This window comes from Actinoplanes sp. 13, from assembly GCF_056134165.1.
Genome location: NZ_JBVYOQ010000037.1, coordinates 1 through 12,705 on the forward strand (window position 1 = coordinate 1; position 12,705 = coordinate 12,705).

A 12,705-nucleotide genomic window follows, 5' to 3' on the forward strand; every position below is an offset into this window, starting at 1 on the left:
TCAGCCTCGCCTGCGCCATGATCTGCTGGCGCCGCTTGATCAAATGGACCACGTAGAGATCGCGTTAGGAGCTCTAAGCAAGGGCAATCGAGGCTTTCGATAATTTGTGTAGGAGCTACACGCATCCGAGCTGCGCCAACATCAACTGCACAACCGCTGGAGCGCTGGAGCGCTGATCGCCTTAAGTACAAGCAGGTGCCGTCGATGACCAGCCCCAGCACGATGGCGAGCATACGCTGATCGCGCTCTTCCAGTCACTGTTCGCTAACCTGCCGAGAGTGTTCAGTTGACAGCTTCCGCGTCAGCGCAGTATATGACCGAACCCTCCAATGTTGAATAGCCTTGCAGACGGGAACGACCAGAGCCAGGGCACTGATGAGGAAGTAGTAGAGATCTGAATCGTAGACGATCAGGATGTACGCCGCAATTGCTAGAGTAAAAGCCGCTATGACGAAACTGGCGATCAGCCACCCCCTTGTAGATTTGTCCGGATCGATGGCTTCCCAGTTCGCTACCTCAACGTCAGCTAGGGTGTTCGTCCACGAGATGGATGGTTTGCCATCGACCAGCATGTCTAGCAAGGTGCCGGAACCAGCTTTAACGAGCGACGGCTGAACCTCCAGGAAGCTCCCCTGAAAGTTGATAGCTGTCAGTGGTGTATCGGTTGGATAGGAAGACCTTGATAGAATGCGAATAATTTGTGCCGTTAAATCGAACTGAAGCGGAGCCTCCTCGAACCGAGTCTTCGTCACGTCATGTTGACCCACATTCGTAATCAAAAACTGGACTACGTGTGGGTCCCTCAGGCTGGACCCCTTATATAGAACCTTGAGATCATCATCCATCGCGGCATTCTTTGTTAAGAGCGGAGCAACCGTGGACATCTCGAAAATCAGACGCCACCGAGGTGATCCGTAGCGTCTGGTTACGGCGATCGTAATGACGCCGATGACGAGGCCAACCAAACCAGCGGCTACGGCGACCCAAAATGCGCCAGCGCCGTACCAATCGCCTGCTGCATACTTCAATGGGTTAGACTCCTTTGCGGCATATCAAGATGGTGGGTATCACTATGTCAAGCGAACCAGAAGAGGGCCGGTGAAGTCCGGGGACGGGCGTGGGCGGCCGTGGGCCTTGGGAACTGGGCACCACGATCTTTTGACGGACCGGGTTTCGCCGTAACGCGGTTCGGCGCGATCGAGTGACAAGTTAGGTGCGGCGAAAGCGACATGGGGAGTAGCGCGCTGAGGACCATGTGGGGACCACACGCTATGCATGGCAGTGCGCGGACCCGAACACCGATGCATGGGTGAATGGTGAACACCGTGCTTGACGTACAGAAACGCCAACATCAACGGGCTGGGGTAATGCGGCCTAGCCGAAATTACGCCGATGCAGACACACCACTGTTGCTATCGCCGGCGGGAACTGCTGCAGCACGCCCATTTGTCGAGGCGGCTCCCATTATCGCCGGAGGCTGCTGAAGTAGTGCCGCGATCTGCCCCTCGGACATCGATCCCGAAAATGACATAGAAAGTGTAGCAAGCAGGCGTTGTTTCACTTCGCCTTCTTCAAGGTCGCGTGCCAACGCCAGACACTCTTCGAACTTTCGGTCCTCCCGAAGCTTGTCAAAAAAGTTGATCATCAACTCTCGCGCTTTATTCGACTGCACGAAGAAGAGTGCAGCAACGGCTTCGATGACTACCCCGGAAACTACTTGAAGGGTGGGGAAGTTGGTCTGCTGATTTGAATCGAAGCCTCGAATGAATAGAGCCGATATGATTACCAGGAACCCAATTGAGGCTGCTAGTATGCTGAACCAGAAGCTTTGCCTTGATTGAGCCAGCCCGCGTGCATGGTATTCGCGCTGTAGCGCGTAGTGCCTTTCTTGGATAGACGCGTCACCGGAAGGCAGATGCGTACGAATAGCGTCGGCATCGTTCGCACTACTTCTAATACCCGTCCTAATGGCGTAAATTATGCCGACGGCGCCGAGCACAACGCTTGTTATCCAGCTGGCTTGCTCCAGCCAAGAGGAGTATGGCACTGGAAAGATCCCTTCCTCATGGTCGTCGATGTTTCGGCATGAGGTGTGAGCGAGTAAGGCTAGCAACCTAATGTGGAACGCGGCGCCACGGTCCATCATGTCGGCAAGTAGACACAAATGCCCGTGCGAGCTGGCGTGGGGCACGCCAACCAGACGTCTGGCCTTGGAAAACTTCGAGGAACTGCCAGTCGAGTGGGCCGCGGCCCGCCTGCCGTCGCGGACAGACTAGCGGCCACCCAAAGACCACGTGGTACGCGCGCCAGTGCGCGTAGCTGTACATTGACAGTCGCGTGAAGACCTCGCATAACGCTTGGCATGCAGAAATATTGCTCCAAGTACGCGAACCGGGCAGCTCGAAGTAAAGGTTGAAACCGAGGCCTCCACCGGTCTCTTCTTTTGATGGGCACGGAATAGACATGGTCGGCTCGCCGACGCGTTGATGCCACTGTCACGGCGGGCCGCCAAGCGAAGAGCATGACAATGACCATCCCGGCCGGCTGCCACCCGCGATGGCGACGACCAGATGGAACCACATACCATGCGTGCCAGTGCGGGGATCTGCACACCGGACATGCGCGTAACGCTACTTATCGCGTGTGGTGGTGCCGGAGAGAGCGCCGATCGGCGGAGGCGGAGGTCAGTCCGCAGGAGCGAAGGTGGCCAGCCGCCGCACGAACCAGGCCGGGTCGGCCAGGTGCGGATAGTGGGTGGCAGTGGGCGCCGTCTCGACGACCGCGCCGGCAATCCGGGCGCGCAACCACGTCGCGTAGCCGTCGTCCACGGGCAGGCCGTGCAGCGACAGATAGGGAACCGCCTCCCGCATCGTCATCAGCTTCCCGATGAACGCGGTCAACTCCTCCGCCCCCAGGTCGAGCAGCGGCTCCCACACCCCGAGGATGACGTCCTACCGGATCGTCCGCCGAGCGTCCAGGTCACCGGCCACGGCGGGATCAAGCTGGCCGTACATCCGGGAGAAAGATCTCCTCATGAAGGCCGAGAAGTCCGGGCCGCGCAGGGCCTGAACCACCGGCGCCGGCATCGGCTTCACATTCAGCGCCTGATCGACGTTGACGACGCCGCGCACCGGGAAGCGCGAGGCATAGGCAGTGGCCACCACCCCGCCGTAGGAGTGACCGACGACCAGGGGACGCTGCTCGATCCCCAGCGAGGTGACGACCTCGTGCACGTCCCCGGCCAGGGTCAGCGGGTCGTACGGCGCCGTCCGCGGTGACTCCCCATGACCGCGCAGGTCGACGCGGACAGTGCGGTAGTGCGCGGCGAGCGGCACCCGGTCCCAGAAGTGGCGGTCCTCGGTCAGGCCGTGGATCGCGAGGAGCAGCGGCCCGGCACCTGCGACGTCATGCGCCGGACGGACGTTCTGGATCATTCCCTGGACCGTACGCTCGATCGGTGTCGAGGTCACTCGCCACTGCCGGCAGACCGGAGGCTGACATGCACACCACCCCGATCACCGCGGCCCTGCTGCGGGGCGCCCTCGACATGGAGCCGACCGAGCGGGGTGTGATCCCGCACCGCCTGCCCGCATGGGCGCGCACCCTCTACCCGGACCCACAACTGGCGATGGCGGAGGGGCAGCCGTCGGGCGTACGCCTCGTCTTCCGGACCCGGGCGACCGTCGTCGAGCTGGACGCCGTACCGACCAAGCGGGTCTACACCGGGTTTCCGCCTCGCCCCGAAGGGGTCTACGACCTGGTCGTGGACGGTCACCTGACCGTCCAGCGCACCATCGCCGGGGGCAATGTGCTGACGGTCGACATGGCCGCCGGGACCAGCGAATATCAGCCCGGTCCGCCCGGCACCGCAGTGTTTCCGGGGCTGCCCGGCGGCCTCAAGGAGGTCGAGATCTGGCTTCCGCACAACGAGACGACCGAGATCGTCGCCTTGCGTTCCGACGCGCCGATCGAACCGGCGGGCCGCGTCGGCCGGCCGGTGTGGCTGCACCACGGCAGCTCCATCAGTCAGGGTTCCGACGCGGCGAGCCCTTCCACCACGTGGCCGGCGCTCGCCGCCGCGCGGGGCGGCGTGGAGCTAGTCAATCTGGGTTTCGGGGGCAGCGCCCTGCTCGATCCGTTCGTCGCCCGCATCATGCGTGACGCCCCGGCCGATCTGATCAGCGTCAAGATCGGGATCAACGTCGTCAACACCGACCTGATGCGCCGGCGGGCGTTCGTGCCGGCCGTGCACGGCTTTCTGGACACCATCCGCGACAAGCACCCGGCCACTCCCCTGCTGGTCGTCTCGCCGATCTACTGCCCGATCCACGAGGACACGCCGGGGCCGGGGGCTTTCGACCTCGACGCGTTGCGCACCGGCCGGCTCCTGTTCCGCGCCACCGGCGACCCCGCCGAGCGCGCCGCCGGCAAGCTCACCCTGCGTGTCATCCGCGACGAGCTGGCTGAGATCGTCGCCGGGCGGGCCGCCACCGACCCGCATCTGCATCATCTGGACGGCCTGCGACTCTATGGCGAGGCGGACCACGCGGAGCTGCCGCTGCCCGACCGGCTGCACCCGGACGCGGCCACCCATCGGCTGATCGGTGAGCGCTTCGCGAAGCTGGCTTTCGCCGCGCCGGGCGCTTTCGCCGGCGGCTGAGACGTAACGGGGGAAGACTTCAGAGTGTCGCGAGCACGAAGGACAGCACGAAACCCGCGGTGGTGCTGAGCGCGACCAGCGGACCACCTTTCTCGTACGCCTCCGGCATCAGCGTGTCGGCCAGCGAGGCGAGCACCGCGCCGGCCGCGAAGGCGAGCGGCAGGGACAGGGTTTCCGGGGCCGCCGACGACAGCGGGCCCGCCCCGATGACGACGGCCACGGTCAGCAGCGCCGCGCAGGTGAGCCAGGTGCCGAGGATGAACGCCGGTGAGCGGCCCTGTTCGCGCATGGAGGCACTGCCGACGAGTGCTTCCGGGAAGTTGGAGACGAAGATCGCCGCGAGCAGGGCCAGTCCACCGGTGCCTTCGCCGAGCGACACGCCCAGGGCGACGTTCTCCGGCACCCCGTCGAGGGTGACGGCCGCCAGCAGCGCGAGTCCGGCGGCGCCCGAGGTGGACGCCGTCGACGGTGCCCGGTCCTGAGCGGCGGCGTCGACGTCCAGCTTCTCGCTGCCCTCGGGCTGCTCCCGGCCGCCCCGGGCCCACCGGTCGAGCCAGGCACTGAGGACGGTGAAGACGACCGCGCCGGCGATCAGGCCGAGCGCGGCCCGCCAGATGCCGCCGTGCTCGTAGGCGTCCTCGAACAGCTCGAACGAGAGGGCGGTGATCAGCGCGCCGGCTGCGAACGCCAGCATTCCGGCCAGCATGGTCTTCGGCAGCTGGAAACGGGCACCGACCACCGCGCCGATGACCAGCGCGCTGGAGGCGATCACGCCGAAGATGAGGGCGTCCATGACGATGGGTTACCCGCGAGGGCATCGAAAACACGACGTCCATCACTATGTGTGCGTGCATTCGGGCATCGAGGGAAAGGACTGTGCAGCGATAATCGATCAGTGGATCGTGTGAAAATCCGCTAATCGGGTACATTCCCGGCTCCGCGCCACAACAGCATCTGGAAGGGGCACAGCGTGACCACTCTGCCGCCGACGCAGCCTCCGTCCAGCGCCAACGGGCCGCTGGCGCACGCCATCGTCACCCTCGCCGGAAGCCCGGACGACGTCTCCGCCATCAGCGACCACGTGCGGAAGGTGGCGCAGCTGGCCGCCGACCGGATCGCGGCCGTCGACTACGCCGCGGTCACGCCCCGGCCGGACAACGGGTCGTGCATCGTCGCGGCCAGCGGCGAGCTGATCGGAGCCGTCGACGACGCGTCGGAGCCCGCCCTCGCCACCGCGACGCAGCCGGTGGACACCGGCAGCCCGGTCACGACGATGACGTGGCCCGGTTTCCGCGACACCGCCGCCGACATGGGTCTCGGGGTCGTGTCGCTGCCGCTGCTCGCGGGCAGCGGCGCCACCGTCGCCTCGCTGGACCTCTACGGCCGGGACCCGGCCGTGCTGGCGCAGCTGACCGGCGGCATCTGCGCCGCCTACGACCCCGATCTGTCCTGGCCGGGCGCCACCGGCGACGTGCCGCCGGTGGACGCCGGCGGCGAGGAGCTGATCACCGGTTTCGCCGAGGCGCTGTCCGTGCGGGCCACCATCCAGCTCGCCCGCACCCTGATCCAGAAGATTGACCGGGTCGACGCCCAGGAGGCGTACCTGAGGCTGCGGGTGCGGGCGGCCGACAGCGGGGTCTCGCTGCTGGCGGCGGCGACCTCGGTCATCGCCGCGGGAAGCACCGAATGACCGACGGAGCTCAGGGAGCGGTCAACGGCTCCAGCAGACCGACGATCCCCATGACCTGGCGGACGATGGGCTGCATGCGGACGACCCGCAGCCGGACGCCCCGGTCGGTCGCGGCGCCGTATCCCTCGTCCAGCACCGTCAGGCCGCTCGAGTCACAGAACGTGACGCCCGCCAGATCGATCCGGATCTCGCGGGTTCCGGGGCTGGTCAGGGCGTCACGGACGGCCCGCTCCAGATCGGGCGACGTCTCCAGGTCGAGCTCCCCGCTTACGGTGATCTCGACGGCGCCGCCTGCCGTACGGCTGGCATTGACCTCCACGTGCGGACTCGCTCCTTCGCTCCACTGATTCCCACCGTGACGGTCAATTCCCGGAAATGGCGTTCCGGAACATCACAGGGGCGGCCGTGAGGCCCGCATCAGACCGCGCGGGAAATGCAGCCGCACCGAGGTGCTGCCGGTGGACGAGGACACCGCCACCACGTCGGCCAGTTGCCGGGCCAGCCACAACCCGCGCCCACCGGCGACCGGGCGGGGCCGGTGATAACCGGCAGCCACCGGGATCGCCTTTCGTCCCCGGTCGTCGCACTGCACGATCAGGGTGTCACCGTGGCGCCAGGCACGGACCCGGACCGGGGTCCCGCCGTGGCGCAGCCCGTTGGTCGTCACCTCGGCCACCGCCACGACGAGATCCTGAACGGCATCGTCGCCGAAGTCGTGCGCTTGCGCCCATCCGGTCATCGCCGAGCGCAGGCCGCGTAGTCCCGTCACGTCGAGCAGGGTCACGTCGAGCGCGACGCGGGCGGGGACGGGCCGGATCTGCGGGTCGTGCCGTCCGGTCAGGAAACGCCTCGGTCGTACGAACCAGGATGATGTTTTCCGGCCGATGTCGGTGAGCAGGTGCGGGTGCGTGGCCCGGACCCCGTCGATCACCTCGGTGGTGTGCTGCCGGCTGTCCCAGACGCACGTCACCGCGGAGCCGTTCAGGGCGGGCGCCTGGTTCGAGATCGCCTCGTACGCCAGGTAGGCGGTCACCCGGTCGGCGCACAGCCCGTCGTCCATGCCGCTGAGCAGGTCCGGTTCGGCGATCACGTGCACCCGCCGGCCGGCGCGGTGATTGTCGGCGAGATAACGGCGGAAGCTTTCGTACGCGACACCGAGCCGCTGATAGATCGTGTCCGAGTCGCCCCAGCGCACCGCCGTGGCGAGGTCGGCGGCCGCCGTGTTCAGCTCGGCGCGGGTCCGCTCACCGACGACCACCAGGACCTCGTCGTACGCCGCCACCGAGCGTCGCAGCTCCGGGACCAGCACGCCCGGCAGATCGGCGTCGGCGGTGACGATCAGCGCGGTGTGCGCGAACTTCGCGACGTGGCCGGCGGCCGGCTCGTACTGGATCACCCTAGAACCATGGCAGTCGCGGCGGCCCGCGCGCCAGTCGACATGATCGACAACTTTCAGCGCGCGGGGTCGCATCCGAGGTCGGGGGGTCAGGCGGTGGGCTCGTCCGACGCGCGCCGGGGCAGTGCCGCGGTGTGCCCGAAGAAGTTGCGGATCACCCCGACGACCCGCTCGTAGTCGTCGAGGTCCATCGGCTTCGTGACGTACGCGTTCGCACGGGCGTCGTAGCTGGCCATGATGTCCTCGGAGGACGACGAGGTGGTGAACACCACTGTCGGGATGCCCTTCAGGCCGTCGTCGGCCTTGATCTGGTGCAGCACCTGCCGGCCGTCGACGCGCGGCATGTTCAGATCCAGCAGGATCAGATCGGGCCGGGGCGCGTCACCGTACGGCTCCTGGCGGTGCAGGAAGGCCATCGCCTCCGCACCGTCGCCGACGTGGTGCAACTCGCTGGGGAGACTGTGCTCGGAGAACGCGCTCTCCACCAGGGCCACGTCGCCGAGATCGTCCTCGACGACGAGCACCTGCAGTAACGAGGAAATGCCGACCATGCCCTGCTCCTTCGCAACAGCGGAACGGGGCAGCACCGCGGGTGACGCCGGCACCCGAACGGGCGCGGCAACCGATCCTAGCGGAGAAACACGCGGGTGCCGGCACCGCACGGGCGCCGCTCGCTCTTGCGCATCGACAGGCGTGAGCGCGGAGCGCTGTTGACAAGCCGTTCATCAGCGGGAAATGATGCCGACATCCCCTCCCGTCCGTGACACCGCATCCCCGTAGTCGGTGTCCTTTTCTTCGCTCCAAGATGTTTACGTAACCATCTACGGCTGACGATCTTGCCGAGGTCGTCACATCCCCGCCGGCACTCAGGAGAGACGTTGATGTTGAGAAGAAGGACGCTCCTCACCGCCGCGGCCGCGACCGGAGCCACCGTCGCCGGCACCTCGCTGGGCATGGGCCCCGCCCACGCGGACGCCACAGTCGCGATCAACCCGAGCGCCGACCACGGCGCCTGGGAGGGCTGGGGCACGTCCCTGGCCTGGTGGGCCAACGTCTTCGGCGACCGCGACGACTTCGCCGACCTGTTCTTCACCCTGCGTACCGTGTCGTACAACGGCGCCGCGCTGCCCGGGCTCGGCCTGACGATCGCCCGTTACAACCTCGGCGCCAGCAGCTGGAACGCCATCAACGGCGAGCGGATGGCCGTGTCGCCGAACATCCCCCGGTTCAAGCAGATCGAGGGCTTCTGGCAGGACTACACCAACGAGGACCCCACCTCGGCGGCGTGGAACTGGAACGTCGACGCCAAACAGCGGGCCGCCCTGGTCAAGGCGACGCAACGCGGGGCGATCAGCGAGCTGTTCGCCAACTCGCCGATGTGGTGGATGTGCCTCAACCACAACCCCTCCGGGGCGGCCGGCGGCGGGCTGAACCTGCAGCGCTGGAACCACCGGCAGCACGCCCACCACCTGGCCGTCACCGCGCGCTGGGCCAAGGAGCGGTGGGGCGTCACCTTCCGCACCGTCGATCCGTTCAACGAGCCGTCCGCCGGCTGGTGGCGGGCCGACGGCACCCAGGAAGGCTGCCACATCGACGCGCAGACCCAGCGCAGCGTGCTGGCCAACATGCGTACCGAGCTGAACCGGCAAGGCTTGAGCGGCATCGCCATCTCGGCGTCCGACGAGACGAACTTCGACGCGGCGCGGGCCACCTGGAACAGCTTCGACGCGACGACAAAGGCTTTGGTACGACAGGTGAACGTGCACGGCTACGGTCCGGACACCCGGCGCGACCTGCTCTACAGCGCGGTGCGCGCCGACAACAAGACCCTGTGGAACTCCGAGCACGGCGACGGCGACGGCACCGGCATGGCGATGGCCCGCAACCTGTGCATGGACTGGCGCTGGCTGCACCCCACCGCCTGGTGTTACTGGCAGGTGATGGACCCGTCGGCCGGCTGGGGGGTGATCCGCTACGACGGCAACGCCGGCCGGGCCGGGGCGATCGAGACGAAGTATTACGTCCTCGCCCAGTTCACCCGGCACATCCGGCCCGGCATGCGGGTCATCGACAGCGGCGTGGATTATGCCGTGGCCGGTTACGACGCGGCCGCCCGCCGCCTCGTCATCGTCGCGGTCAACCCCGGCGCCGCGCAGACCCTGACGTTCGACCTGTCCCGCTTCGGCCAGGCCACCGGCGGCACGGGCGGCGTGGTCCCCCGCTGGACCACCGTCCCGGCCGGCGCCGACCGCTACGTCGCCCGCAACGACGCCAGGATCAACGGGAAGCAGCTCAGCGTCACGTTCCCGGCAGGCTCGGTGCAGACCCTGCAGATCGACGGTGTGGCACCGTAACCGCGCAGGTCACAGGCGCGGGAAGATGCGCGGCGTCATCTCCACGCCCTCCACGGCCAGGGACGCCGGACCGATGATCTGCGGGTCCGGCGTCCCCACCACCTCGGCGTCCTTGCCGGTGTAGTCGAAGCGGTGCAGGACGTGCCGGATGGCGCCGAGGCGGGCCCGCTTCTTGTCGTTGCTCTTCACCACGGTCCACGGCGCGTCGGCGGTGTCGGTGTAGAAGAACATCGCCTCCTTGGCCTCGCTGTAGTCCTCCCACTTGTCCAGCGACTCCACGTCCATCGGCGACAGTTTCCACTGCCGGACCGGATCGATCTGCCGGATCGCGAACCGGGTGCGCTGCTCCCCCTGCGAGACCGAGAACCAGAACTTGATCAGGTGGATGCCGGAGCGCACCAGCATCCGTTCCAGGTCGGGGGTCTGCCGCATGAACTCCAGATATTCGGCGCGGGAGCAGAATCCCATCACCCGCTCGACACCGGCCCGGTTGTACCAGGACCGGTCGAACAGGACGATCTCCCCCGCCGACGGCAGGTGCTTGAGGTAACGCTGGAAGTACCACTGGGTGCTCTCGCGCTCGTTCGGCTTCTCCAGCGCGACCACCCGGGCACCGCGCGGGTTCAGGTGCTCCATGAACCGCTTGATCGTGCCGCCCTTGCCCGCGGCGTCACGGCCCTCGAAGAGCAGCACCATCCGTTCGCCGGTGTCCTTGCACCAGTTCTGCAGCTTCAGCAGCTCGATCTGCAGCAGCCGCTTCTCCCGGTCGTACTCCGCCCGGTCCATCCGCTCGTCGTACGGATAGGCCTCCCGCCAGGTGTCCACGGGAGTACCGTCCGCGTCGAGCAGCAGTGGGTCGTCGTTGTCGTCGTCAGCGACCTGATAGCCGGCGAGCGCCTCGACCGGCCCGCCGTACGGCTCCGTCGCGGCGTCCGGCTGGTCGACCTGGTCCACCGCGGTGTTCGTCTGCATGGCACGCCAGTACCCCGTACGCCCGGCGGCACGCCCCTGACCGGTACATGCCAGGACCCGGTCACCTTCTCCGGGCACACCGTGCGGCTTCGCGCCGGCATCGGTGTGGCGCTCGCCAGCCGGCACGCACCGGCCGCCCGGTGCGAACCCGCCGAGCTGCTGCACCACGCCGAGCAGACCGGCGACGCCCGAGAGCGCTCACCTCGCCATCGGCCTGATCACCCTGCTCGGCTTCCTCACCGCGTTCGCGTTGTCGGCGGTGGGTGGCTGATCGCAGCGCCGGCTCTGCGATCGGCGGCATGTCCGGCGGCCGGCGGGGGAACGATCTATGGGGGCGCGAGGAGATCCGGAGGCGCGATGAGAACCCTGGAGTCACTGCGGAGCATGCTGCTGCAGTCGCAGCACACCCGTCCGGAGGACCTGCCGGAGATGGCGATGCACGCGGCCGCGTCGCTGGGCCTGGACGCCATGGTGATCTACCTCGTCGACCATGAACAACGCGTGCTGTCACCGCTGCCGGGCGGCTCGACACCGCCTCGTGAGCCGTTCCGGGTCGACGGCACGCTGGGCGGCCGCGCGTTCATGCTCGTCCGGCCGCACACCAGCGACGCCGAGCCGGACGGCACCCGGTCCTGGCTGCCGCTGGTGGACGGCAGCGAACGCCTCGGGGTCGTGGAGCTGGTCTCCGCGGCGCCGTTGACCGGCGGCGCCGTGCAGGACTGCACCGCGGTGGTGTCGCTGCTGGCGGAGCTGGTCGTCACCCGCAACCTCTACAGCGACACCCTTGAACGGGAACGCCGCCGGGCGCCGATGCGGGTGGCGGCGGAGATGCTGCGCGCCCAACTGCCACCACTGACGTTCTCGACCGGCCAGCTCATGATCAGTGGAGTGCTCGAGCCGTGCTACGACGTCGGTGGCGACGCGTTCGACTACGCAGTGAACGGCGACATCGCCCATCTGGCGCTCTTCGACGCCGCCGGGCACGGCTCGGCCGGCGGCATGCGCGCGGTCGTCCTGGCGTCGCTGGCGCTCGCCTCGTACCGCAACGCGCGGCGCACCGGCCTCGACCTCACCGCCACGTACCACCACATCGACGAGATCGTCCGCGCCCACGACCGGCCGGGCATGATCACCGCGGTGCTCGCCGAGTTCGACCAGCGCACCGGCCTGCTGCGGACGATCTCCGCCGGCCACCCGAGCGGCATCGTCATCCGCCGGGGCAAGGTGGTCAAGGTACTGCCCACCCCGACCGCGCTGCCGGTGTCGCTGGGCGACATGCGGACACCCGTGGTGGCCGAGGAGAGCCTGGAACCGGGCGACCGGCTGCTGCTCTACACCGACGGCATCATCGAGGCCCGCTCCGCCGAGGACGTCGAGTTCGGCACCGAGCGCCTGATCGACTTCGCCGTCAAGGCCACCGCCGACCAGTTGCCGGCGCCGGAGACGGCCCGGCGGCTGGTCCACGCCATCCTCGACCACCAGAACGACCGCCTCCAGGACGACGCGACCGTCCTCCTGATGGAGTGGCGCCGGCCTGCTCCGGCCGGCGCCGGCTCCGAGCAGCCGTCGCCGCCGGCGCTGCCGCACCCGAGTCCCTGAGGGATCCTCTCTTCGGCGGGACGGGCCACGCGTG

Annotated in this window: 13 protein-coding genes; 4 read left to right on the forward strand and 9 right to left on the reverse strand. The window is 67.5% G+C overall.

Going from position 1 to position 12,705, the window contains the following annotated elements; translation table 11 throughout:
* Window positions 1-254: 254 nt before the first annotated feature.
* The 4 genes from AC0NH5_RS38655 to AC0NH5_RS38670 form a co-directional block, all read right to left on the reverse strand.
* Complete coding sequence (locus tag AC0NH5_RS38655) at window positions 255-1,028, reverse strand: hypothetical protein (protein WP_474412611.1); 774 nt, start codon at window positions 1,026-1,028, stop codon at window positions 255-257.
* Window positions 1,029-1,384: 356 nt separating this feature from the next.
* Window positions 1,385-2,047: a TRADD-N-associated membrane domain-containing protein gene (locus AC0NH5_RS38660; protein WP_474412613.1), complete on the reverse strand. Its 663-nt coding sequence runs from the start codon at window positions 2,045-2,047 to the stop codon at window positions 1,385-1,387.
* 637 nt (window positions 2,048-2,684) lie between these two features.
* Complete coding sequence (locus tag AC0NH5_RS38665) at window positions 2,685-2,936, reverse strand: hypothetical protein (protein WP_474412614.1); 252 nt, start codon at window positions 2,934-2,936, stop codon at window positions 2,685-2,687.
* Between the two features lie 15 nt (window positions 2,937-2,951).
* Entirely contained in the window at window positions 2,952-3,434 is a 483-nt protein-coding gene (locus tag AC0NH5_RS38670) for an alpha/beta fold hydrolase (RefSeq protein ID WP_474412616.1), read from the reverse strand.
* A gap of 65 nt (window positions 3,435-3,499) precedes the next feature.
* On the opposite strand from AC0NH5_RS38670, the gene AC0NH5_RS38675 reads away from it, so the two are divergent.
* Window positions 3,500-4,660 (forward strand): SGNH/GDSL hydrolase family protein, encoded by a 1,161-nt coding sequence (locus tag AC0NH5_RS38675; RefSeq protein ID WP_474412618.1) that lies wholly within the window; start codon window positions 3,500-3,502, stop codon window positions 4,658-4,660.
* Between the two features lie 19 nt (window positions 4,661-4,679).
* On the opposite strand, the gene AC0NH5_RS38680 is transcribed toward AC0NH5_RS38675, so the two are convergent.
* Entirely contained in the window at window positions 4,680-5,453 is a 774-nt protein-coding gene (locus tag AC0NH5_RS38680) for a ZIP family metal transporter (protein WP_474412620.1), read from the reverse strand.
* 177 nt (window positions 5,454-5,630) lie between these two features.
* Here AC0NH5_RS38680 and AC0NH5_RS38685 point away from each other — a divergent pair, with 177 nt between their 5' ends.
* Entirely contained in the window at window positions 5,631-6,350 is a 720-nt protein-coding gene (locus AC0NH5_RS38685; protein WP_474412622.1) for an ANTAR domain-containing protein, read from the forward strand.
* 10 nt (window positions 6,351-6,360) lie between these two features.
* On the opposite strand, the gene AC0NH5_RS38690 is transcribed toward AC0NH5_RS38685, so the two are convergent.
* From AC0NH5_RS38690 to AC0NH5_RS38700, 3 genes are all read right to left on the reverse strand, one after another.
* Window positions 6,361-6,669, reverse strand: a complete 309-nt coding sequence (locus tag AC0NH5_RS38690; protein WP_474412624.1) for an STAS domain-containing protein — start codon at window positions 6,667-6,669, stop codon at window positions 6,361-6,363.
* 72 nt (window positions 6,670-6,741) lie between these two features.
* The gene (locus AC0NH5_RS38695) at window positions 6,742-7,746 is read right to left on the reverse strand and encodes an ATP-binding protein (protein WP_474412626.1); all 1,005 of its coding nucleotides are present in this window, start codon (window positions 7,744-7,746) and stop codon (window positions 6,742-6,744) included.
* Between the two features lie 89 nt (window positions 7,747-7,835).
* Window positions 7,836-8,297 carry a response regulator gene (locus AC0NH5_RS38700; RefSeq protein WP_474412628.1) on the reverse strand — a complete coding sequence of 154 codons (462 nt, stop codon included), beginning with the start codon at window positions 8,295-8,297 and terminating at the stop codon, window positions 7,836-7,838.
* 330 nt (window positions 8,298-8,627) lie between these two features.
* On the opposite strand from AC0NH5_RS38700, the gene AC0NH5_RS38705 reads away from it, so the two are divergent.
* A complete protein-coding gene (locus AC0NH5_RS38705; protein ID WP_474412630.1) occupies window positions 8,628-10,100 on the forward strand; it encodes a glycoside hydrolase in 1,473 nt (490 codons plus the stop codon).
* A gap of 9 nt (window positions 10,101-10,109) precedes the next feature.
* Here the strand turns inward: AC0NH5_RS38705 and ppk2 are convergent, their stop codons facing one another.
* The gene (gene ppk2, locus AC0NH5_RS38710; RefSeq protein WP_474412632.1) at window positions 10,110-11,072 is read right to left on the reverse strand and encodes a polyphosphate kinase 2; all 963 of its coding nucleotides are present in this window, start codon (window positions 11,070-11,072) and stop codon (window positions 10,110-10,112) included.
* Between the two features lie 357 nt (window positions 11,073-11,429).
* On the opposite strand from ppk2, the gene AC0NH5_RS38715 reads away from it, so the two are divergent.
* On the forward strand, window positions 11,430-12,671 hold the full coding sequence (locus tag AC0NH5_RS38715) for a PP2C family protein-serine/threonine phosphatase (RefSeq protein ID WP_474412634.1): 1,242 nt from the start codon (window positions 11,430-11,432) through the stop codon (window positions 12,669-12,671).
* The last annotated feature ends 34 nt before the right edge of the window (window positions 12,672-12,705 follow it).

Bases quoted from the DNA above. Each gene is read 5' to 3' on its own strand.
- AC0NH5_RS38670 (WP_474412616.1), bottom strand. From the start codon at position 3,434: ATGATCCAGAACGTCCGTCCGGCGCATGACGTCGCAGGTGCCGGGCCG.
- AC0NH5_RS38675 (WP_474412618.1), top strand. From the start codon at position 3,500: ATGCACACCACCCCGATCACCGCGGCCCTGCTGCGGGGCGCCCTCGAC.
- AC0NH5_RS38680 (WP_474412620.1), bottom strand. From the start codon at position 5,453: ATGGACGCCCTCATCTTCGGCGTGATCGCCTCCAGCGCGCTGGTCATC.
- AC0NH5_RS38700 (WP_474412628.1), bottom strand. From the start codon at position 8,297: ATGGTCGGCATTTCCTCGTTACTGCAGGTGCTCGTCGTCGAGGACGAT.
- AC0NH5_RS38705 (WP_474412630.1), top strand. From the start codon at position 8,628: ATGTTGAGAAGAAGGACGCTCCTCACCGCCGCGGCCGCGACCGGAGCC.
- ppk2 (WP_474412632.1), bottom strand. From the start codon at position 11,072: ATGCAGACGAACACCGCGGTGGACCAGGTCGACCAGCCGGACGCCGCG.
- AC0NH5_RS38715 (WP_474412634.1), top strand. From the start codon at position 11,430: ATGAGAACCCTGGAGTCACTGCGGAGCATGCTGCTGCAGTCGCAGCAC.